The 22,570-nt window shown below is 72.5% G+C and carries 6 protein-coding genes and 2 pseudogenes; 6 read left to right on the forward strand and 2 right to left on the reverse strand.

What is annotated here, in order from left to right; genetic code table 11:
- Nucleotides 1–32: 32 nt before the first annotated feature.
- Nucleotides 33–5,654, forward strand: a pseudogene (locus tag ABH926_RS29140) (type I polyketide synthase); the annotation flags it as partial.
- 121 nt (nucleotides 5,655–5,775) lie between these two features.
- On the opposite strand, the gene ABH926_RS29145 reads toward ABH926_RS29140, so the two are convergent.
- A complete protein-coding gene (locus ABH926_RS29145; protein WP_370369033.1) occupies nucleotides 5,776–8,733 on the reverse strand; it encodes an AAA family ATPase in 2,958 nt (985 codons plus the stop codon).
- Between the two features lie 714 nt (nucleotides 8,734–9,447).
- Here ABH926_RS29145 and ABH926_RS29150 point away from each other — a divergent pair.
- The 5 genes and pseudogenes from ABH926_RS29150 to ABH926_RS29170 all read left to right on the forward strand — a co-directional run.
- On the forward strand, nucleotides 9,448–10,380 hold the full coding sequence (locus tag ABH926_RS29150; protein WP_370369035.1) for an ATP-binding cassette domain-containing protein: 933 nt from the start codon (nucleotides 9,448–9,450) through the stop codon (nucleotides 10,378–10,380).
- On the forward strand, nucleotides 10,377–11,261 hold the full coding sequence (locus tag ABH926_RS29155) for an ABC transporter permease (protein ID WP_370369036.1): 885 nt from the start codon (nucleotides 10,377–10,379) through the stop codon (nucleotides 11,259–11,261). The genes ABH926_RS29150 and ABH926_RS29155 overlap by 4 nt, the downstream gene beginning before the upstream one ends.
- 165 nt (nucleotides 11,262–11,426) lie before the next feature.
- Entirely contained in the window at nucleotides 11,427–16,988 is a 5,562-nt protein-coding gene (locus tag ABH926_RS29160) for a carboxyl transferase domain-containing protein (RefSeq protein WP_370369038.1), read from the forward strand.
- A 149-nt stretch (nucleotides 16,989–17,137) separates the two neighbouring features.
- Entirely contained in the window at nucleotides 17,138–17,572 is a 435-nt protein-coding gene (locus ABH926_RS29165; protein ID WP_370369039.1) for a Mov34/MPN/PAD-1 family protein, read from the forward strand.
- A gap of 182 nt (nucleotides 17,573–17,754) precedes the next feature.
- Nucleotides 17,755–18,000 (forward strand): annotated as a pseudogene (locus tag ABH926_RS29170) (FtsX-like permease family protein); the annotation flags it as partial.
- 258 nt (nucleotides 18,001–18,258) lie between these two features.
- Here ABH926_RS29170 and ABH926_RS29175 read toward each other — a convergent pair.
- The gene (locus ABH926_RS29175; protein WP_370369040.1) at nucleotides 18,259–22,425 is read right to left on the reverse strand and encodes a carboxypeptidase regulatory-like domain-containing protein; all 4,167 of its coding nucleotides are present in this window, start codon (nucleotides 22,423–22,425) and stop codon (nucleotides 18,259–18,261) included.
- Nucleotides 22,426–22,570: the final 145 nt, after the last annotated feature.

Consider the following 22,570-nt stretch of genomic DNA (forward strand, 5'->3'; position numbering starts at 1 on the left):
TTCGAAGACTGCGAGGCACCCTCGTGACCGACTCCACCGAGCAACTGGCCGAGGCGTTGCGCGCGTCCCTGAAGGAGACCAAGCGGCTGCGCCGGCAGAACCACCAACTGACCGCCACCGCGGCCGCCGCCTCCGAGCCGGTCGCGGTGGTCGGCGTCGGCTGCCGCTACCCCGGCGGCGTCGACACCGCCGACGCGCTGTGGGCCCAGGTCGGCGGCGGCATCGACGCCATCGGCGACTTCCCGGGCGACCGCGGCTGGGACCTCGACGGCATCTACGACCCCGACCCCGAGCATCCCGGCACCTCGTACTCGCGCTCCGGCGGGTTCGTCACCGGCGCCGCGCGGTTCGACGCCGCGTTCTTCGGCATCTCCCCGCGCGAGGCGCTGGCCATGGACCCGCAGCAGCGCCTGTTCCTGCAGTGCTCCTGGGAGGCGCTGGAAGACGCCGGCATCGACCCGGTGGCCTTGCGCGGCAGCGCCACCGGGGTGTTCGCCGGATGCAGCTTCTCCGACTACGGCGTGCGCGGCGCCGAGGCCGCGACCGCCGAGGGCTACCTGCTGACCAGCACCGAGCTGAGCGTGGTCTCCGGCCGGGTCTCCTACACCCTGGGCCTGGAGGGCCCGTCGCTGACCGTGGACACCGCCTGCTCCTCCTCGCTGGTCGGTCTGCACCTGGCGATGCAGGCGCTGCGCCGCGGCGAGTGCTCGCTGGCCCTGGCCGGCGGGGTGACGGTGATGGCCACGCCCGAGGCGTTCATCGAGTTCTCCCGCCAGCGCGGCCTGGCCAGGGACGGGCGCTGCAAGTCGTACTCGGCCTCGGCCGACGGCGTCGGCTGGGCCGAGGGCGTCGGCGTGCTGGTGGTCGAACGGCTCTCGGACGCGGTCCGCAACGGCCACCGCATACTCGGCCTGGTCCGCGGCTCGGCAGTGAATTCCGACGGCGCCTCCAGCGGCTTCACCGCCCCGAACGGACCCTCGCAGCAGCGCGTCATCCGCGCCGCGCTCGCCGACGCGGGCCTGAGCGCCGCGGACGTGGACGCCGTGGACGGTCACGGCACCGGCACCCGCCTCGGCGACCCGATCGAGGCCCAGGCGCTGCTGGCGACCTACGGCCGGGAGCGCTCCGACGGCCAGCCGCTGTGGCTGGGGTCGGTGAAGTCGAACATGGGCCACGCCCAGGCCGCCGCCGGTGCCGCCGGGATCATCAAGATGCTGATGGCGATGCGGCACGGGGTGCTGCCCCGGAGCCTGCACAGCGAGAACGCCTCGGAACACGTCGACTGGACGGCGGGGCAGGTCGAGCTGTTGACCGAGGCCGTGCCGTGGCCGGCGGGGGAGCGGGTACGGCGGGCCGGGGTGTCCGGGTTCGGGATCAGCGGGACCAACGCGCATGTGATTCTGGAAGAGTTCAAGGCCGAGGAGCCGGTCCGGGAGCCGCTTGACGATTCGGGCGCATCGGGCATGTCGAGTGCACCGGGCATGTCGAGCGCGCCGGGGCCGCTGCTGTGGCCGGTGTCGGCACACAGCGCCGAATCGTTGCCGCTGCAGGCATCCCGGCTGCGCGCCTACCTCCAGCAGCAAGACCTGGGTCCGGCGACCGACCCGCTCGACGTCGCCTACTCCTTGGCCACCACTCGCGCCGCTCTCGACCATCGTGCGGTGGTCCTCGGCGCCGACCGCGAGGCTCTGCTCGACGGCCTGGCCGCGATCGCCGACGGTCGCGAGTCCTCGGCCGTGCTCGGCGGCGTGGTGCGTCCCGGCGGCGCGACGGCGTTCCTGTTCACCGGTCAGGGCGCGCAGCGGATCGGCATGGGTGCCGACGCCGCCGCGGCCTTCCCCGCGTTCGCAGCCGCCTTCGACGAGGTCTGCGCCGAGCTCGACCGGCACCTGGACCGCCCGATCCGCGACGTCATCGCCGCCGACGCCCAGGCGCTGGAGCAGACCGGCTACACCCAGGCCGCGCTGTTCGCCGTGGAGGTCGCGCTCTACCGGCTGGCCGAATCCTGGGGCCTGCGCCCGGATTTCGTCGCCGGACACTCGATCGGCGAGCTCGCGGCGGCCCACGCGGCCGGCGTCTGGTCACTGCCCGACGCCTGCGCCCTGGTCGCCGCTCGAGGCCGCCTGATGCAGGCGCTGCCCGCCGGCGGCGCGATGATCGCGATCGCGGCCGGCGCGGCCGAGGTGCGGGCCGCGCTGGTCGGCGGCGCGGACATCGCGGCGGTCAACGGGCCGCGGTCGGTCGTGGTGTCCGGGGAGGCCGAGGCGGTCGCGAAGGTCGCCGCCGGGTTCGAGCGGACACGGCAGCTGCCGGTTTCGCACGCTTTCCATTCGGCGCTGATGGAGCCGATGCTCGAGGAGTTCCGCGCGGTGGCCCGGGGCCTGGCTTACGGGCCCGCGCAGATCCCGGTCGTGTCGAACCTGACCGGCGCCGTGGTGTCGCCGGGAGAGTTGCAGGACCCTGAGTACTGGGTCCGGCACGTGCGCGAGACGGTGCGCTTCGCCGACGGGGTGGAGGCACTGCGCGATCAAGGGGTGACCCGGTTCGTCGAACTCGGGCCGGACGCGACCCTGACCGCGCTGGTCGGCCAGTGCCTGGACGACGCCGAGGGCATCCTCGCCGTGGCGATGCTGCGCAAGGACCGCGCGGAGCAGACGTCGGTCCTGTCGGCGCTGGGCGCGCTGCACGCACACGGCGCGGTCGTCGACTGGCGCGCGTACTACGACGGCAGCGGCGCGCGCCGGGCGGACTTGCCGACGTACGGATTCGACCAGCGGGAGTATTGGCTGGGGCGTTCCGCGAAGCGGGCGGCGGCCACGGACCCGGCCGGCGTCGGCCAGGTCGGCGCGGGGCATCCGCTGCTCGGTGCGGTCGTGGAGATGCCCGGATCCGGTGGCGTGATGTTGACCGGCCGGGTCTCTCGCGACACCTGGCCGTGGCTGGCCGACCATGCGGTGCACGGCGCGGTGATGGTGCCGGGGTCCGGCTGGGTCGAGCTGGCGGTCCGGGCCGGTGATGAGGTCGGCTGTTCGGTGCTGGAGGAGCTGACGCTGGAAGCCCCGCTGGTGCTCGACGGGACGGCTGACGGTTCGGCTGACGGGACAGCCGGCGGTTCGGCTGGCAGGGATCTGCGGGTCGCGGTGGATGCCCCGGACGAGAACGGCCGCTGTGGCGTGGCCATTCATTCGCGTCCGGGGGACGCGCAGGTGTGGACTCGGCATGCGGTCGGCGTTCTCGCGCCCGAAGAGGCGGGATTCGAGCCCGAGGCTGTTCCACGAGAATGGCCCCCGGCCGGCGCTGTGAGTCTGGATCTCTCCGAGGTGTATCCGGCACTCGCCGAGCAGGGCTACAACTACGGCCCCGCCTTCCGCGGACTGACCGCAACCTGGACACGAGGCGAGGAGATCTACGCCGAAGTCGCGCTGCCCGACGCGGAGCAGATGGAGCCGGGCTCCTTCGGCCTGCATCCGGCGCTGCTCGATGCGGCCCTGCAGGCGATCAGCTTCGCTGGGCCGCAGACGGAGCGGGGGATGGTCCCGTTCTCGTGGTCGGGGGTGCGGCTGCACGCCGCGGGTGCCGCGGCGCTGCGGGTGCGGATCGCTGTTCAGGGCCCTGATGCGATGGCCATCAGCGTGGCCGACTTCGACGGCCGGCCGGTGTTGAGCGTCGCGGAGCTTCTCTTCCGGCCGCTGCCGGCGCCTGCGGCTGTCGCCGCTGCCGGCGCGGACACGTTGTTCGGTCTTGATTGGGTGCCTCTCGGCGATCTCGGGCAGTCCGCGACGGCCACTTATGCCGTCCTCGGCGCCGATGAGATGGGGCTCGGGGCGGCGGTCGAGGCAGCTGAGCATTCGGTGAGGCGCTACGCCGATCTGGCGGCGTTGGCCGATTCGGTGTCGGATGTCGCGACCGTCTTCGTCCCCTGTTTCGCCCCGCCCGAGGCGCAGAACGCGGCGGCGGCGCGCGCTGCCGCTGAGCGGATGCTGGCTTTGGTGCAGGAGTGGGCCGCCGACGCGCGTTTCGCCGACACCCGACTCGTTGTGGTGACCCGGGGCGCGGTCGCCGCCGGTCCGGGCGATCCAGTCTCAGACCTCGTGAACGCTCCGGTGTGGGGCCTGATTCGCGCGGCCCAGCAGGAGTATCCCGACCGCTTCGTCTTGCTGGACCTTCAGGGCGAACTGCCGCTGAGTGTTCTGCACACCGACGAGCCCTGCATCGCGGTGCGTTCGGGCGTGGCTACCGTGCCGCGCCTGGCACGGCGGGCGGCGGCGCCGAGTGAGGGCCGTGCTCTGGATCCGGACGGCACGGTTCTCATCACCGGCGGCACCGGCGCGCTCGGCGCCGCGCTGGCCCGGCATCTGGTGACCGAGTACGGCGCGCGGAACCTGCTGCTGGTCAGCCGCGGCGGCCCGGACGCCCCCGGCGCCGGCGCGGTCGCCGCGGAGCTGGCCAAGCTCGGCGCCGAGGTGCTGGTCGCGGCGTGTGACGTCGCCGATCAAGACGCGCTGCGGCAGGTGCTCACCGCGATCCCGGAGCGGCGTCCGCTCACGGCTGTGGTGCATGCCGCCGGGGTGGTCGACGACGGCGTGATCGCGTCGTTGACGTCGGAGCGGATGGCGGCGGTGCTGCGGCCGAAGATCGACGCGGCGTGGAACCTGCACGCGGTGACGGCGGATCGCGAGCTGGCGATGTTCGTGCTCTTCTCTTCGGTCAGCGGTGTGCTTGGCGCTGCGGGTCAGGGGAGCTACGCGGCCGGTAACGCGTTCCTTGACGCGCTGGCCAGTCGGCGTGCTGGTGATGGTGCGGCGGGGCTGAGTCTGGCCTGGGGCTTGTGGGGCGAAGCCGGCGGCGGGATGGGTGCCGGGTTGGCCGGTTCTGATCGGGCGCGGTTGGCTCGTGGTGGTGTGCTGGAGCTTTCGGTGGCTGAGGGGCTGGCTTTGTTCGACCGCGCGGTCGGGCTCGGTGAGCCGCTGCTGGTGCCGGTGAAATTGGATGTGGAGGCGCTTCGGGCGCAGGCCGGCCCAGACGGCGGTGCTGTCGCGCCCATGTTGCGGAACCTGATTCCCGGCACGGCACGTCGCAGGACCGCGGCGGGCTCGGGCAGTGGCTCGGCGCGTGTGGCGGGCGGCGAATGGGCCCGCATCGCGGCGCTGAGCGGCCACGACCGCGCCGACGCCCTGATCGCCATGGTCCGTGCCGCCACGGCCGCGGTCCTCGGCCACGACCGTCCCGAGGCCGTCGATCCCGACAAGGGCTTTCTGGAACTCGGCCTGGACTCGCTGACCGCGATCGAGCTGCGCAACCGCCTGGAGGCCATCACCGGCCACCGCCTGTCGGCCACGACAGTCTTCGACTACCCGGCGGTCTCCACCCTGGCGGCACGCCTCGGCAAGGACCTGCCCGGCGCCGGATCCGAGCTGGCCGGCCACCTGGCCGGGCTGCGTACGCTGCTGGACTCCGGAGCGCTCGCCGACGCCCTGTCCGACGCCGAGCGCGCCGATGCGGCAAGCCGCCTGCGCGCTCTGGCGGCGGCGATGGCCGGCGCGGGCGGTACGGCGGGCGGTGGCGAGATCACCGATGCCCCGGCCGTCGACGATCTGGACGCGGTCAGCGCCGAGGAGCTGTTCGGCATTCTCGATGATGAGCTCGGGGATTAGCGCTCAGCCAGCAGTCCTGCCTCACCCCGAACCCGAAAAAGATCCCGCTGACCGCCCGGGGGGCAGGCGGTCAGCGGGATTCCTCACCTCGACGTCTGGCGTGGGGGGTCAGGCGTCGCGGTCAGATGGACGACAGGGTCGCCGGCAGGTCGCTGCGGCCCCGTATCCCCAGCTTCTTGTAGATCCTGGTCAGGTGCTGCTCGACCGTGCTCACCGTGATGAACAGCGCGTTGCCGATCTGGCGGTTGGTGCGGCCCATCACGGCCAGCCGCGCCACGCGCAGTTCCGCCTCGCTCAGTGCGGTGGAGTCCGTGGGTTCGCGTTCCACGTCTCCTGCGATGCCCGCCGACGGGGCCGGGGCTCTGAGGCGGTTGCGTGCCTCCTCCAGGTTCACCGTGGTGGTGCCGACGGTCGTCGGCTGGGGGCCGGGCAGGCCGAGCAGTTTCAGTGCGCGGGCCAGGGCGAGGCGGTCGCCGGCCGCCTCCAGGGACGCCACCGCCTGGCGGCCGCGCTCTTCGCGGTTCTCGGTGGCGGTGGCCTGGGCCAGGACCAGGAGGGCCTCGCCTCGGGAGTAGGAGTCGGATTCGGGGGAGAGCTCGAGTTGTTGGCGGGCCAGGCCCAGGGCGAAGGTGCTGTTGCCCATCTTCAGGTAGGCCTCGGCCAGGTCGCTGCGCCAGGGGACCAGGACGGGGAGGTCCAGGTCGCGGCGGACCATCATGCGGCGGCATTCGTGGATATCGGTGATGGCCGCCAGCGGACGGTCGGCGGCCAGGTGGTAGCGGGCACGGGCGCGCAGGTAGCGCAGGCCGCACACGGTGTTGAAGACGGTGTCCGGCACCGGGTGGCGCAGGGTCTCCTCGACGCGGTCGAAGTCGCGGGTCGCCGTGTACGCGCCGATCAGGGTGGTCAGCGGGTAGCCGACCGGGACGCCCCAGCTCAACATTTTGAGGGAGGACTCGCCCAGGGCGATGGCGGTGGCGATGTCGCCGCGGCGCAGACTGATGCCGGACCAGACGCCGTCGATCATCGCCTGCCAGGTCACCGCGCCGCGGGCGGCGGCTTTGCTGCTCAGCTCGGCGCACCACTGTTCGGCCAGCTCGGCCTTGCCGCCGTAGGCCAGCGCGGTGATGGCCGTGAGCAGGGCCTCGAAGGTGGTGTCGGACAGCCGGCAGTTCCACAGGATCTGCTCGGCGCTCGCGCTGGCCTGGGTGCCGCCGCCGTGCGCCCAGATGCTGGCCAGGCTGCGGGCGGTGCCGATCCAGGGATCGACGTCGGCCGGTTCGGCGTCCTCGGTCAGCTGGGAGCGCGGCGGGCCGAAGCACCACTGATGGGCCAGCATGAGCACCGCCTCGGACTGCGGGTCCAGCGGATCGGGGCCGCTGCGCAGGGAGTCCAGGGCCTGGGCGAAGCCGGCCTCGTCGCCGTTCCACAGCGCCATGCGGGCCAGGACTGTCGACTCGGTCTGGCGGGCGCTCAGCGATCCGGTGTCGGCCCGGGCGGGGCCCGGGGGGCTCGGGTGGTCGGCGGACTCCTCGCGGATCTCCTGGCGCAGCGCCGCGAGGTAGGACTGGGTGATCAGGGGATTGACCCGGAACATGCCGCCGGCCAGCATGCCCAGGACGGCGCGGCGCTGTTCGGGGCCGGCGGCCAGGTCCAGGGCGAGTTCCAGGCAGCGCTGGGCGAAGATCGGTTCGTCGCCGAGCATGGCGTGGTCGGCGGCGGCGCAGAGTACCGGGAAGGCCCAGCCGGGGGGTGCGTCGGCGGAGGCGACCAGGTGGCGGGCGATCTCGCCGACCGGGGCGGCGCGGCGGTACTTCAGCTCCGCGGCCCGGATGTGCAGGTCGGACAGGACCGCCGGGGTCAGGCAGGCCAGGGCCGCCTGGGCCGCCGCCGGGTGCCGGAAGGCGCCGTCGGCGAGCAGGCCGGCCGCGGTGAGGACGGACAGGACCGCGACCGCGACGGGCCGCTCGAGCTCGGCGATCTCGGCCACGGTCTCCGCCGCGCCGTCGCCGTCGAGCACCGCCAGTGCGCCGGCCACCTTCGACAGCAGCGGGTCGCGCCGGCTGAGCAGGGTGGACACGGCGTGCGTGTAGCCGGCGCCGGGGACCCGGTCCGTGCCGCCCTCGGCGCAGTCGTCGATCAGGGCCTGGACCAGCAGCGGGTTGCCGCCGCTGAGCCGGTGGACCAGGGCGGCCAGGTCGCAGGCGGACTGGCCCCGCGCGGCGGGGTCCTCGGAATCGTCCCCGGTGTCGTCCCCGGCGCCTTCGGTCTCGAACCAGGTCCCGGTCTCCTCCGGGTCGGCCAGCAGGTCCGAGGGGAAGGCGATGTCGGTGGCCACCACCTCGCCGGCCGGGCCGAGCGCGGCGTGGACGCGGTTGCGGATCGAGTGCTCGGTCATCGGCGTCAGCCGGATGTGGTGCTGCGGGAGCAGCCCGGTGCGCACCCAGTGCGGCAGCGGGTGGTCGGCCGGCCGGTCGGGCTGGCTGAGGACCATCAGGAGCCTGGTGGACCGGATCCGCCGCTGGAGTTGCAGCAGGATCTGCAAGGAGAGGATGTCCGCGTAGTTCAGGTCGTCGACCAGGATGACGACCGGCCGTTCGGTGGCCAGGTCCAGCAGGATCTGGCGGATGCCGCGCACCGCGGCGGCGTCGTCGGCCCAGCTGCGCATGCCGGCCTGCCAGTCCTCCCGCAGCCGGACGTCCGCGTGGCCCGGGACCGGCGCGATCCGGTGCGCGGCCTCGGCGGACTGCGCCGAGCCGGCCAGCAACTGCTCCACCACGCCGAAGTCGTGCTGTTCGTCGGCCGCGCCGGTGGCGCTCAGCGTCAGCACGCCGGCCGCGGCCGCGGCCTGGCCGAAGGCGTGCATCACCTGGGTCTTGCCGCTGGCGATGCCGCCGCTGAGCACCGCCAGCTGTCCGGGACCCGCCAGGGTGCCGGCCGCCAGCAGGTTCTGGAGCAGGGCCAGGGCCTCGTCCGGTTCCAGCGGCGAGGCCGTCCGGGCGTGTGCCGGGCCGGTGTGTCGGGGGCGCGCGCGCCCCCGTAGGGGTCCGAAATACTCATCCGCTTTCGTCGTAAGCATGATCCCCACCCGCTTGTCTTCAGCTGATCCCTTTGCCCATGGACTGATCGCTGGTCGGAAACCGACAATGGTCCGGTGAGCTCCCCTGCCGCGAACGGCACTCCCCGGACCGACAGCACGCATCCTCGAATTGCCTCAGCCCCCTGATTTCGGCCGCGGTTTTCGCGGGCCGGCGTCGCCGTTGACGCGCGCCCGGTTGTCCTCCAGCCGCGACAGCGGCGTGGCGGACGGCGGACTCGGACATCTGAGCGATCAGAGTACTGACAGCGTCGGCCGCCGATGGTCCACACCAGGGTTATCATTCATCGAATAGTCGAGAAATACTGGCAGATACCGGCCTGTGTACCGGTTCGAGGCGCTCACGGCGCCCGATCCGCGGCAGATGTCCGAGCTCAGATCGGGGGCGGCCCCGGCGGCCCCGGCGACGCCGGCGGCCCGGTCCGGCCGCGTCCTGTGCGGGTGCTCGGGTCATCGTTCCTCCCTGGGAGGCGTCTGTTCCTGCCGCTTACGAGGATCCTGTACGCATGGACGGGATACAGGGGTGAAAACACCCCGGCCTTGGTAGGAAAAACTCCACCCTGTATCGAGTCGGACGAATCGGCGGGAATTCGTTCGTCGTTCATGTGTGCGGCTAGGGGACCCTAAGGGGTGTGATTGCGGCGGTGGCCGCCGCTAGCTTTGCGATCGCCGGACCGTGCGAAAGAGGCGATACGGATGAGCGGTGAATACGCGATCGAGGCCACCGGCCTGAGGAAATCCTACGGCGACCACGAGGTTCTGTGCGGCGTCGATCTGAGCGTTGAGCGCGGCACTTTGCTCGCCCTGCTCGGCGCGAACGGCGCCGGCAAGACCACGCTGGTGCGCGTCCTGGCCACCCTGGACGCCCCCGATGCCGGCACCGCCGTCATCGAGGGGTTCGACGTGCGCTCCCAGACCCGCGACGTCCGCGAGGTGATCGGCCTGACCAGCCAGGACGCCGCGGTCGACGAGATGCTCACCGGCCACGAGAACCTGGTCCTGATGGGCCGGCTGTTCCACCTGGGCAAGGACGCCGCGCAGGCCCGCGCCGCCCGGCTGCTGGAGGTCTTCGGGCTCACCGAGGCCGCCGACAAGCCGGTGTCCTCCTACTCCGGCGGGATGCGCCGCCGCCTGGACATCGCCGTGAGCCTGCTCGGCTCGCCCGCGGTGCTGTTCCTGGACGAGCCGACCACCGGCCTGGACCCGCGCAGCCGGCAGGCCCTGTGGGAGACCATCAGGAAGCTGCTGGCCGCCGGCACCACGATCCTGCTGACCACCCAGTACCTGGACGAGGCTGACGAACTGGCCGACCGGATCGTCGTGCTCGACGGCGGCCGCATCGTCGCCGACGGTACCCCCGACGAGCTCAAGCGGCGGATCGGCAGCGAGCGCCTGGTGCTCACGCTGCCCGACGCCGCGGCGGTCGCCCGGGCCCTGAGCCTGACCGGCGGGACCGGCCTGGACGGCAGCCGCGTCAGCGTGGCGGTCGAGGATCCGGCGCAGGTGCGCCGGCTGCTGAACGAGGCCGACGACATCGGCCTGCCGCTGCTGTCGGTGCGGTTGCAGGCGCCGACGCTCGACGACGTGTTCCTGACCCTGACCGCCGACCGCGGGGGAGAGGCGAGATGACGACGACCCTGACCGGACGCGGACGCGCAGCGGGCTCGGGACCCGGTTCCGGACTGACTGGCGGCACCGGCTCCGGCGCCCCGATCGGCGCCGGCCGCATCCCGCGCTCGCAGCTGGGCCACGCCCTGGCCGACAGCCGGGTCCTGCTCGGCCGCGACCTGAAGCACCTGCTGCGCAACCCCGAGCAGTTCTTCCAGGCGATCTCCCTGCCGATCATCCTGACCCTGCTGTTCCGCTACCTGCTCGGCGGCGCGATCAACGGCGGCGGACAGCCCTACATCGACTACGTCCTGCCCGGCTTGATGGCCATCACCATCGGCTTCAACTCCACCACCACCGTCGTCGGCGTCACCGCCGACCTGCGCGGCGGTCTGGTCGAGCGCTTCCGGTCGATGCCGGCCACCACCCCGGCGGTGCTGATCGCGCACGTGGCCGCCGGGGTGCTGCGCAACGTGGTGTCGCTGACCGTGATGATCGCGGTCGGACTGGCGGTGGGCTTCCGCCCGCACGCGGGCCTGGGCGGCTGGCTCGCCGCGGCCGGCCTGCTCCTGCTGCTGGCGATCGCCATGTCCTGGCTCGCGGCCCTGCTCGGGGTGCTCGCCACGACCGTGGAGGGGGCCAACGGCCTGGGCATGATCCTGGTGTTCGTGCCCTACCTCACCAGCGCCATGGTCCCGACCGCGACCATGCCCGCCGCTCTTCGCGCGGTCGTCGACAATCAGCCGCTCACGCCGCTGATCGACGCCGTCCGCAAGCTTCTGGCCGACGCCCCGTCGGGCGGCTCCGCGATCGCGGCGTCGCTGTGGTGGGTCGGCATCCTGGCCGTCACGGTGCCCGGCACGCTCCGGCTGTTCGAGCACCGGGCGCGGCGCCGCCGGTAGCGGCGCCGACGGCGGCCCCCCGGGCCCGGCTCCGGCCGCGGCGCCTTCCCCCCTCGCCGCGGTCGGGGCCCGGGGCTGAGCTGTCTCTATAGGTGTTTCGGTGTCGGTGTCGGTATCGCTGTGCGGCACATCAACGGGTGTCTTCGACGAGGAAGGTTCAGTCGCGTGTTCAAACGTGTCGCCATCGTCAACCGCGGGGAGTCCGCGATGCGGCTCATCAAGGCCGTGCGGGCCCTGGCCGCCGAGACCGGGGAGCGGATCGAGACCGTCGCCCTGTACACCGACGTCGACCGGACCGCCACGTTCGTGCGCGAGGCCGACCTCGGGTACGACTTGGGGCCGGCCGCGGCCCGGCCGTATCTGAACCTGGAGATCCTGGAGCGCGCGCTGCTCGCCACCGGCGCGGACGCGGCCTGGGTGGGCTGGGGCTTCGTCGCCGAGGACCCGGCCTTCGCAGAGCTCTGCGACCGGATCGGCATCACCTTCGTCGGCCCGGACCCCGAGGCGATGCGCCGGCTCGGCGACAAGATCGGCGCGAAGCTGATCGCCGAGGAGGTCGGCGTGCCGGTGGCGCCGTGGAGCCGCGGTGCGGTGGAGACCCTCGACGCCGCGCTGGCCGCGGCCGAGGACATCGGCTACCCGCTGATGCTCAAGGCCACCGCCGGCGGCGGCGGGCGCGGCATCCGCGTGGTGCACGACGCCGAGACCCTGACCGACGCCTACGAGCGCACCAGCGCCGAGGCGGCGCGGGCCTTCGGCTCCGGCGTCGTCTTCCTGGAGCGGCTGCTCACCGGGGCCCGGCACGTCGAGGTCCAGGTGATCGCCGACGGCCAGGGCACGGCCTGGGCCCTGGGCGTGCGCGACTGCTCGATCCAGCGCCGCAACCAGAAGATCATCGAGGAGTCGGCCTCGCCGGTCCTGGCGCCCGAGCAGGCCGCGGAGCTGAAGTCCTCGGCCGAGCGCCTGGCCCTGGCCGTCGGCTATCGGGGCGCGGCGACCGTGGAGTTCCTGTACCACCAGGCGAGCCGGCAGTTCGCCTTCCTGGAGGTCAACACCCGGCTCCAGGTCGAGCACCCGATCACCGAGTGCACCACCGGCTTCGACCTGGTCGCCGCGCAGTTGCACGTGGCCTCCGGCGGCAAGCTCGACGGCGAGCCCCCGGCCGAGCGCGGACACGCCGTCGAGGCGCGGTTGAACGCCGAGGACCCGGACCGCGACTTCGCCCCGGCCCCGGGCCGGATCATCCGGCTGGACCTGCCCGCCGGGCCCGGTATCCGGGTCGACACCGGAGTGGCGCAGGGCGATGTCATCCCGGCCGACTTCGACTCGATGATCGCCAAGGTCATCGCCTACGGCCGGGACCGCGAGCAGGCCCTGGGCCGGCTGCGTCACGCCATGGCGCAGACCTCTGTCGTCATCGAGGGCGGAGCCACGAACAAGAGCTTCGTGCTGGAACTGCTCGACCGGCCCGAGGTGATCGACGGCAGCGCCGACACCGGCTGGATCGACCGGGTCCGCGCCGAGGGCGGCCTGGTCCGGCACCGGCACAGCGGAGTCGCGCTCGCGGCCGCCGCCATCGAGGCCTACGGCGAGGCCGAGGCGCTGGAGCGGCGCCGGCTGCTGGACACCGCCTCCGGCGGCCGTCCGCAGGTCCGCCACGAGAGCGGGCGTCCGCTCGACCTGAAGCTGCGCGGCGCGAGCCACCGGGTCCGCGTCGCGCGGATCGACGCGCACCGGTACCGCGTCCTGATCGCATCAGGGGACGAAGTCCGGACCGCCGACGTCGGCCTCGAACGCTTCGACCGGCACACCGGCCGGATCACCGTCGACGGCCGCCGCCACCGCCTGCTCACCGCCACCCACGGCCCGGTCCACCTCGTCGAGGTGGACGGCGTCGCGCACCGGGTCAGCCGCGACGAGGGCGGCGTGGTCCGCTCCCCGGCCCCGGCACTGGTCGTGGCCGCGCCGGTCGAGGTCGGGGCGCTGGTCGAGGCCGGTTCCCCGGTGCTGGTGCTGGAGAGCATGAAGATGGAGACGGTGCTGCGCGCGCCGTTCAAGGCCCGCCTGAAGGAGCTCACCACGGCCGTCGGCAGCCAGGTGCAGGCCGGCGCGGCACTGCTGCGGCTGGAGCCGGTCGCCGACGACGAGGCCGGCTCCGGCGAGGCCGCTGCTTCCGCTGCTTCCGCTGCCTCCACCGCTGCCTCCGCCGCTGCCTCCGCCGGCCCCGACCCGTCGTCGGCTCTGGACCTGCCCGCCGCCCCCGACCCGGCCCCCCTGGCCCGGCGCCTGGCCCGCGGCCAGCAGGACCTGCGCGGCCTGCTGCTCGGCTACGACGTCGACCCGCACGATGAGCGCCGCGTCCTGGAGGACTACCTCGCCGCGCGCCGGGAGGCCGTCGAGGAAGGCCGGGAACCGCAGGCCGCGCAGACCGTTCTGGCCGCGGAGATCGCGCTCGTCGAGGTCTTCGCCGACCTCGCCGAGCTCAGCCGCAACCGCCCGGCGGCCGAGGAGTTCGGCGGCCACGACCAGGGCCACGTCCACAGCGCCCGCGAGCACTTCCACACCTACCTGCGGAGCCTGGACGCCGAGCGCGCGGGCCTGCCCCCGGCGTTCGAAGCCAAGCTCGCCAAGGCGCTGGCGCACTACGGCCTCACCGACCTGAAGCCCGCGCCGGAGCTGGAAGCCGCGGTGTTCCGCGTCTTCCTGGCCCAGCAGCGCGCCTCCTCCGAGGCCGCGGCGATCGCGGCCCTGCTGCGCGCGTGGCTGCAGGAAGGCCCGCCGCCGCAGGCGCTGCGCCAGCCGGTCGGGCTCGTCCTGGAGCGCCTGATAGCCGCCACACAGGTGCGCTTCCCGAACGTCGCCGACCTGGCGCGCGGCGTGGTCTACGCCTGGCTCGGGCAGCCGCTGCTGCGCCGCAACCGCGCGCGGGTCTACGACGGGGTTCGCAGGCATCTGCGCTACCTGGACGAGAATCCGCAGGCCGCCGACCGCGCCGAGCGGGTCGCCGAGATGGTGCGCGCCACCGAACCGCTGGTCCGGCTGCTCGGCCAGCGGCTGGTGCGCGCCGGGCTGGACAACACGGTGATGCTGGAGGTCCTGAGCCGCAGGTACTACGGCAACAAGGGGCTGACCGGCATCCGCACCGCCGACGCCGCCGGCTGCCGGTTCGTGGTCGCCGACCGCGCCGACTCCCGGGTGGTCTCGGTCGCGGTCCGCTTCGAAGGGCTCGACGACGCGCTGGCCGGCCTCGCGCAAGTGGCCGGCGTCGAGGATCCGCCGGTCGACGTGGACGTCTACCTGTCCTGGGAGAAGCAGCCGGAGGACGACGACGCGATGGCGGCCGCGCTGTACGAGGCCGTCACCGCGCATCCGCTGCCGTGGCAGATCCGGCGCCTGACCGCGACGATCGCCGGGCACGGCGGCGCGGTGATGCACCACCACGTCACCTTCCGGCCCTCGCCCGACGGGCTGCGCGAGGACCGCCTGATCCGCGGGCTGCACCCCTACATCGCCCAGCGCATGCAGATCGAGCGGCTCAGCGAGTTCGACCTGACCCGGCTGCCCTCCTCCGACGAGGACGTCCAGCTGTTCCAGTGCGCCGCCAAGCAGAACCCGGCCGACGGCCGTCTCATCGCCTTCACCCAGGTCCGCGACCTGACCGAGCTACGGGAGGACGACGGCCGCCTGGTCGCGCTGCCGACCGCCGAGAACGCCGTCGCCGCCTGCCTGGACTCGATCCGCGCCGCGCGCTCGCGGTCGTCGGCGGGGCAGCGCGCCGACACGAACCGGATCGTGGTCTACGTCTGGCCGCCGATCAACCTCACCCGCGCCGAACTCGACGCCATCTTCGCCCGGGTCCGGCCGACCACCGACGGCGCCGGGCTGGAGGAGATCCTGTTCATCGGCCGCACCGGCGACCCGGCCGCCGGCGGGCTGGAGAAGATGGCCGTGCGCGTCACCTTCGGCGCGGCCGGCGTGCGCGAACTGACGGTCGGGGCCCCGCCCGAGGAGCCGATCGCACCGATCGAGGGATACCGGCAGAAGGTCCTGCGCTCGGCCGCCCGCAACACGGTCTACCCCTACGAACTGACCGGCCTGCTCGGGGACTTCGCCGAACACGACCTCGACGACGCCCACCGGCTGGTCCCGGTCGACCGGGCGAAGGGTCTCAACCGGGCCGCGATCGTCGCGGGCGTGATCACCACCGCGACCGAGCGCTACCCCGAGGGCGTCACGCGGGTCCTTCTGCTCGGCGACCCCAGCAAGTCCTTGGGCGCTTTGTCAGAGCCCGAATGCCGACGCGTGATCGCCGCTATGGACCTCGCGGAGCAGATGCGGGTTCCTGTGGAGTGGTACGCGTTGTCCTCCGGTGCCCGCATCTCGATGCAGTCGGGTACGGAGAACATGGACTGGGTCGCGGCCGCGTTGAAGCGGATCGTGGAGTTCACCCAGGATGGCGGCGAGATCAATGTGGTGGTGAACGGCATCAATGTCGGCGCGCAGCCGTATTGGAACGCCGAGGCCACGATGCTGATGCACACGCGCGGTGTCCTGGTCATGACTCCGGACTCTGCGATGGTGCTGACCGGTAAGCAGGCGCTGGACTTCTCCGGTGGCGTCTCGGCCGAGGACAACTTCGGCATCGGCGGCTATGACCGGGTGATGGGACCGAACGGCCAGGCGCAGTACTGGGCCCCGAACCTGACCGCCGCGCGCGATGTCCTGATGGCGCACTACGACCACACCTACATCGCCCCCGGCGAATCCGCCCCGCGCCAGGCGTTCACGACCGACCCGACCGACCGCGACGTCTCCGACTTCCTGCACACGGTCGAGGGCAGCGACTTCAAGACCGTCGGCGACATCTTCTCCGCCTCGGCCAACCCCGAGCGCAAGAAGGCATTCGACATCAGGACCGTGATGCGTGCCCTGTCCGACCAGGACCACCCGGTCCTCGAACGCTGGGCCGGCATGGCGGATGCCGAGACCGCGGTGGTACAGGACGCCCACCTGGGAGGCCGCCCGGTGTGCCTGCTGGGCATCGAGTCCAAGCCGGTGCCCCGCCGCGGCTTCCCGCCCACCGACGGCCCCGACGCCTACACCGCCGGCACGCTGTTCCCGCGCTCGTCGAAGAAGGTGGCGCGCGCGATCAACTCGGCGAGCGGCAACCGTCCGCTGGTGGTGCTGGCGAACCTGTCAGGGTTCGACGGCTCCCCGGAGTCGATGCGCAAGCTCCAGCTGGAATACGGCGCCGAGATCGGGCGCGCGATCGTGAACTTCCAAGGCCCGATCGTGTTCTGCGTCATCTCGCGGTACCACGGCGGCGCGTTCGTGGTCTTCTCCAAGGCCCTCAACCCGACCATGACGGTCCTGGCCATCGAAGGCTCCTACGCTTCGGTGCTCGGCGGCGCCCCGGCAGCAGCTGTGGTCTTCTCCGGCGACGTCGCAGCCCGCACCGCCGCCGACACTCGCATCACCGAGCTGGAAGCGCGCACAGCGGCCGCCACCGGCACCGACCGCGCGGCCCTGACCGCCGAACTCGACGAGCTGCGCACCTCGGTCCGCGCCGAGAAGCTCGGCGAAGTGGCGGCGGAGTTCGACCGCATCCACGACATCCGCCGCGCGGTCGAGGTCGGCTCGGTGGACGCGGTGATCAAGGCGGCCGAGCTGCGGCCCGCGATCATCGGGGCGATCGAGGAGCGGCTGGCGGTGGGTGCCGGCGCCTGAGGTATGAGTATCGGCAGCATGGGCACCCGGATGCGTTCCGGGTGCCCATGCCGGCGATATAAGTGTTTACCCTCAGTTGTGCGCTCATTGCAGCATCGAGCGCTTGGTTCGCCATTGTCCCGATGCCGCAGCCACGGTTGAATGACCCCATGCTCACCATCCCCGCCGACATCCTGCACTCGATCCTCGCCCACGCGCGGGCCGAGCATCCTGACATGGCGTGCGGGCTGGTGGCCGGTCCGATCGACTCGGATCGTCCGGAGCGGTTCGTGCGGATGCGGAACGCGGAGGCGTCGACGAGCTTCTGGAGCTTCGACCCGGAGGAGCAACTGCGGACGTGGATTGAGATGGACCGGCGTGACGAGGAACCGGTCGTCATCTACTACTCGCAGAATTGCGCCGGCGCCACGTTGTCGGATACGAGTTTGCGGTTCGCAACCGAGGAGAATGTGCACTACCTCGTGGTTTCCACGTACGAGCAGGCCCGCGAGGAGTACCGCTCCTACCGGGTCCGGGACGGTGTGGCAGTAGGGGAGAAGATCGTCGTCGTCGACGGTGCGCCGGGCTGGCAGCGCCCGTCCTAGCGCTGCCCGCCGCGACCCGCTCGCCTCCAGCCCGCGCCGCGAGCCCTCAGCGCGTCACCACCTCCAGCACCGGCGCGGTCCCGCTCGCGCCATGGCTGGTGGCGAGTATGGTGGCCAGTCCAGCAGTACTCTGCGACATCGGCGTCTCGGTGTACATGTCGATCCTGGTGGTCGGCGTCGCGATGAACCTGGTCATCGGCGGCCAGGCCCGCGACATCGCCCTGCTGCGGGCCGTCGGCGCGACCCCGGCCCGGATCCGCCGCTCGGCCATGCTGCAGGCGGCGATCGTCTCGGTGCCGTCCTCGATCGCCGGGTATCTGCTGGGCACGGTCTTCGGCGCCGTCTGGGTTTCAGCACTGCGCCACGCGATCATGCCGTCGCGGGTCGTCTTCCACCCCGATGTCGCGGCCCTGCTCATCGTGGCCGGCATCGAGATCGGCACGTCGGTCCTGGGCGCGCTGGTCGCCGCGATCCGCCCCTCGCGGATCCGTCCGGCGGCATGCTCGTTCCCGCCGCGGTGCTCACCCGGCGCCGCGCGATCGCGGTGGTCGGTGCGACCGAATAGGGGCGGGACCGCGCCGCGATCGCGCGATCCCGCCCCGCCCTTCTCTCAGTGCCCGATCTGTGCCCGATCAGTGCCCGATCAGTGCCCGATCAGTGCCCGGTCAGGGCCGATCAGCAGCCGATCAGTCCTTCAACAGCACGAACTTCGCCGTGCTCGTCGCCCCCTTCTTGATCGTCACCGTCTTGACCTGCGGCTGGTACCCGTCCTTGGCGGCGATCACCGTCAGGGGGTTGTTCCGGTAGTCCAGCCACAGCGAGTAGTCGCCGTTGATGTCGGTGTGCAGGGTGTAGTGCGTGGCCCAGGTGTCGATCTGGACCGTGGCCCCGGCCAGCGGGACCGCCGCGCCGCTCGCGTCGGTGTAGGTCACCGATCCGGTGATCTTGCCCCAGGTCGTCGGGGGCTTCACCGTCATCGTCACCGGCACCGCGGTCAGCGGGTAGGGCGTGTCGGAGCTGAGCCCCAGGCTCGCCGTGTACGCCCCGGGCTGCGTGATCGAGGCGTCACCGGCGTCCACGGTGACCTGGAAGGTCCCCGAGGCGCCGGGCGCCAGGGTCAGCGTCGTGGCGCTCTCCGACAGCCACGGCACGTCGGTCGACGGGCCGGTGGTGTAGCCGGGCAGCACCTGCGTGGTCGCCACCGGCGGCGTCAGCGTTCCCTGGCCGCCGCCGACCGTGTAGAACCCCAGCGCGCCGGCGAAGCGGTAGGCGCTGATGTTGGAGTTCGGCAGCGCCGACCAGGCGTCGGCCGCCGGGTCGTAGGCCCAGGACTGGTTGGTCAGGCCGCCGGCCAGCACACCGCCGGTCACCAGCAGCTTGCCGTTGGCGCCGGTGCCGGCCGCGCCCCAGAACGCCGCCGGCGCGGACGCCGCCTTCGTCCAGGCCCCGGTTCCCGGGTCGTAGCTGTACGTGCTCTGGCTCGCCGCGGTCGCCGAGGTCCCGCCGGCGCAGACCAGCTTGCCCGCCAGGTTCGCGCAGGACAGCCACGCCGTGGACTCCGGGTACGCGGCCAGCTTGCTCCACGTCCCGGCCCCGGCGTCGAACGCGTACACGTCGGTGGTGCCGCAGGTGGAGGTGCAGCCGCCGACGACGTACAGCGTCGAGCCGATCACCGCGCTGCCGGAGCCGGCGTACGGCGTCGGGGCCGCCGGGCCCGTGCTCCACTGGTTCGCCGCCGGGTCGTAGACCTCCATCTTCGGGTCGGGGTTGCCGGAGGTGTCCCACCCGCCGACCACGTACAGCTTGCCGCCGATGAACCCGTGCGCCGGCGACTCGCGGGTGTCGGTCGCCGAGGCCAGCGTCGTCCACGCGCCCGAGACCGGATCGAAGGAGTACAGCTTGCTGGAGTCGTTGGCGCCGTCGAAGCCGAACCCGGAGTAGAGCTTGCCGCCGGCGAAGTCGGCGATGTTGTCCTGGATCAGCGTCGGGAAGTTCGCCAGCGGCTGCCAGTTGTCACCGGAGGTGGTCGCGGTCGGGTGCACGGCCGCCGCGCCGGGCTTCTTCGAGGCCACCAGCGCGCTGCCGGTGGTCACGTGGGCCGGCACGATCTGCGTCGGCGCCGCCGGGACGTCCTGCATCACGAACCCGCCGGGCTGCTCGCTGACGTTCAGCGTCGCCGGCGCGGTGCCGGTGTTCTTCACCGTGACCGTCTGGGTGGCGTTCCCGCCCCACGCCACGGTCTTGGACACCGATCCCGGCGTGACCGCCAGCCGCCCGGCCTTGAGGCTGAAGTCGGCCTCGACGACCTTGGACTTGGCGATCGCGGCCGTCGCGGTGCCCGCGGTGTAGTGGCCCTTGGCCGCGGTCAGCGGCACCGAGCCGGTGGTCGGCGAGAAGAACCAGTAGAACGCGCCCTTCATCGCCGGGTCCGCGGTGGCCGCGGAGGTCCCGCCGACGGTCGGCGCCGCGGTCTCCGACACGCTCACGCCGGCCAGCGGGCCCTTGGTGTTGGCGTCGGTGACCTGGCCGATCACCAGGCCGCCGGACACCGGGTCGCAGGTCGGCGTGCCGATCAGGACGTTGTCGACCTCCCAGTAGTAGGCCCAGGTGCCGGTGTAGTGGAACCGGACCTGCACCTGCGTCTTGCCCACCGCCTGCGGCAGCGGGACGCTCACCTTGGTGCCGGTGACGGCCGTGGTGCTCTGCGACCACACCGCCGACCAGGTCGCCCCGTTGTCCACGCTGACCTCGACGGTCGCCGTGGAGTTGCCGTAGGGCTTGTAGTACGTCGCGAAGTCCAGCTCCGGCGTAGCGACCCCGGACAGGTCGGCGACCGGAGAGGTCAGGTACGTGTCCTGCGAGTTGCCGGTGCCCAGGTGGTCGCTGTCGACGATCGCGAAGCCGCCGGCACCGGTGGTGAGGTTGCCGCGCTTGCCGGGGTCGTCGAACTCCCAGCCGCCGGAGGCGGTGTTGTCCGTGACGGTCCAGCCGGCCGGGGCCGTCGTCCCGTCGAACGTCTGGTACTGCCCGGTGTGGCCCACCTGGTAGCCGGCGGCCGTGCAGGTCGCGGGATCCACCTTCACCGAGATCGGCTGGGACACCGCCGAGACGCCCACCGTCACTGGTGTGTCCGTGGGCTGATACCCGGGGTAGGCGGCGGTCGTGTGCAGCTGGTAGGTCTTGTTCACCGGCAGCTGGATCGAGTACGCCCCGGTCTTCGGGTTCGTGTACACCGGGCCGCCCGGCATGCCGTCCACCGAGATCGTCGCGTACAGCGGCCATCCCTGGCCGGAGCCGTCGGTCACCTTGCCGGTCACCGCCACCCGGGCCACGGCCGCGAGCGTGAAGTTCTCCGCGACGGTGGCGCCGTCGGCGACCACCACGCCGTCCACCGACTGGTCGGCGTAGCCGAAGGCGCTGACGCCGATCGTGTAGGTGCCCGGGGTCACGGACAGCGAGTAGCTGCCGTCCGCGGCGGTCGTCGTGCTCGCCGTCCCGGCCGAGATCTCGGCGCCGGCGACCGGGTTCGTGCCGTCGGTGACCTTGCCGGAGACCAGGCCGTGCGGGCCGCTGCTGAACGCCGCCAGGCCGTTGGGCGTGCCCAGGCCGGTCGGGCCGTCGTAGCCGGGACCGGCGGTGCACAGGTACGACGGGGTGCAGGTGCTCGTCGAGCCCTGCGTCACGTCGTTGAGGGAGGACGGCTTGGCGTAGGGGTAGGCGTTGGGGTAGGTCCCGGCGCCCGGTGCGCCGGCGTCCGCGTAGACCCCGGAGATCAGCGGCGCGGAGACGCTGGTGCCGCCGTAGACCTGCCAGCCGGTGGCCTGGTAGGTGTCGTAGACCGACACCCCGGTGGCCGGGTCGGCGACCGCGGACACGTCCGCGACCGTGCGCATCGTGCAGCCGGTGTCCTTCTGGAAGCTCGGCTTCGGCTCGTACAGCGAGCAGCCGGAGCCCGGGCCGCCGTAGGAGTTCGACCACACCGACTCCGACCAGCCGCGCGCGCTGGTGTCCTTCACCAGCGAGGTGCCGCCGACGGAGGTGACGTACTGCGAGGCCGCCGGGTAGGCGACGCCGTAGGAGCCGTCGCCGGAGCTGGCGATCACCGCCACACCCGGGTGGTTGTAGTACGGGTCCATCGACGTGGCCTCGGACGGGTCCTCACCGCTGCCCGGGGTCGAGGTGTAGTTCGAGCCGTAGGAGTTGGACACGTAGCCGGCGCCCAGCGCCACGGCCTCGTCGACGCTCGCGCCGAGGTCGGTGAAGTTCGGGGTCGCGGCCTCGACCAGGATGATGTGCGCCCGCGGCGCGATCGCGCTGACCATGTCCAGGTCCAGCGAGATCTCCCCGGACCAGCCGGCGTCCGGGGTCGGGTAGCTGGTGCCGCCGGTCTGGTCGACCTTCTTGAAGCAGCCGTTGGCGGTGGTGCACGCCGGCAGGCCGAACTGCGTCCGGTACAGCCCCAGGTCGGCCTCGGCGTTCGGGTCGTCGTAGGCGTCGACGATGGCGACCGTCGCCCCGGCGCCGCCGTCGGCCGGCAGGTTGTAGGCGCTGAGCAGATCGGACGGGCCGAACCCGGCGGGCGCGGTGTTCGCGCGCACCAGGCCGGTGGCACCGGCTATGTCAGTGCGCTGCAACGCGAAGCAGGTGAAGGCGTCCTTGGTCGCCGGCGGGCAGACCGACCGCGCCTCGGGCTTGGCCCCGGTGAGGGTCGCGGGCTTGGCGGCGGGGGCCGGCGCTTTCGCCGGGTTCGCGCGGCCGACGTCCGCGGCGGCGCTGGTGACGCCGGTCGTTAACGCCAGTGCGGCGGCCAGGGCGAGCACCCTGCCCAGGCGTGAGGGATGGGGGATGTGCAACTTCGGCTCCTTGGGATGGCGGTGGCTGCCATGCCGCGGCGCCGCTCGGCACGGCGCCACGCTGCGCTGTGCCCTAGCAGAGGTGAGGATGTCCTGAGGTTTGGACGTCGCATTGTCAGGAGTCTGATCAGACTGTGAATTGGAG

Source organism: Catenulispora sp. GP43, assembly GCF_041260665.1.
GTDB lineage: Bacteria > Actinomycetota > Actinomycetes > Streptomycetales > Catenulisporaceae > Catenulispora.

Coding starts and splice junctions, on each gene's coding strand:
- ABH926_RS29165 (WP_370369039.1), top strand. CDS start 17,138: ATGCTCACCATCCCCGCCGACATCCTGCACTCGATCCTCGCCCACGCG.
- ABH926_RS29145 (WP_370369033.1), bottom strand. CDS start 8,733: ATGCTTACGACGAAAGCGGATGAGTATTTCGGACCCCTACGGGGGCGC.
- ABH926_RS29150 (WP_370369035.1), top strand. CDS start 9,448: ATGAGCGGTGAATACGCGATCGAGGCCACCGGCCTGAGGAAATCCTAC.
- ABH926_RS29155 (WP_370369036.1), top strand. CDS start 10,377: ATGACGACGACCCTGACCGGACGCGGACGCGCAGCGGGCTCGGGACCC.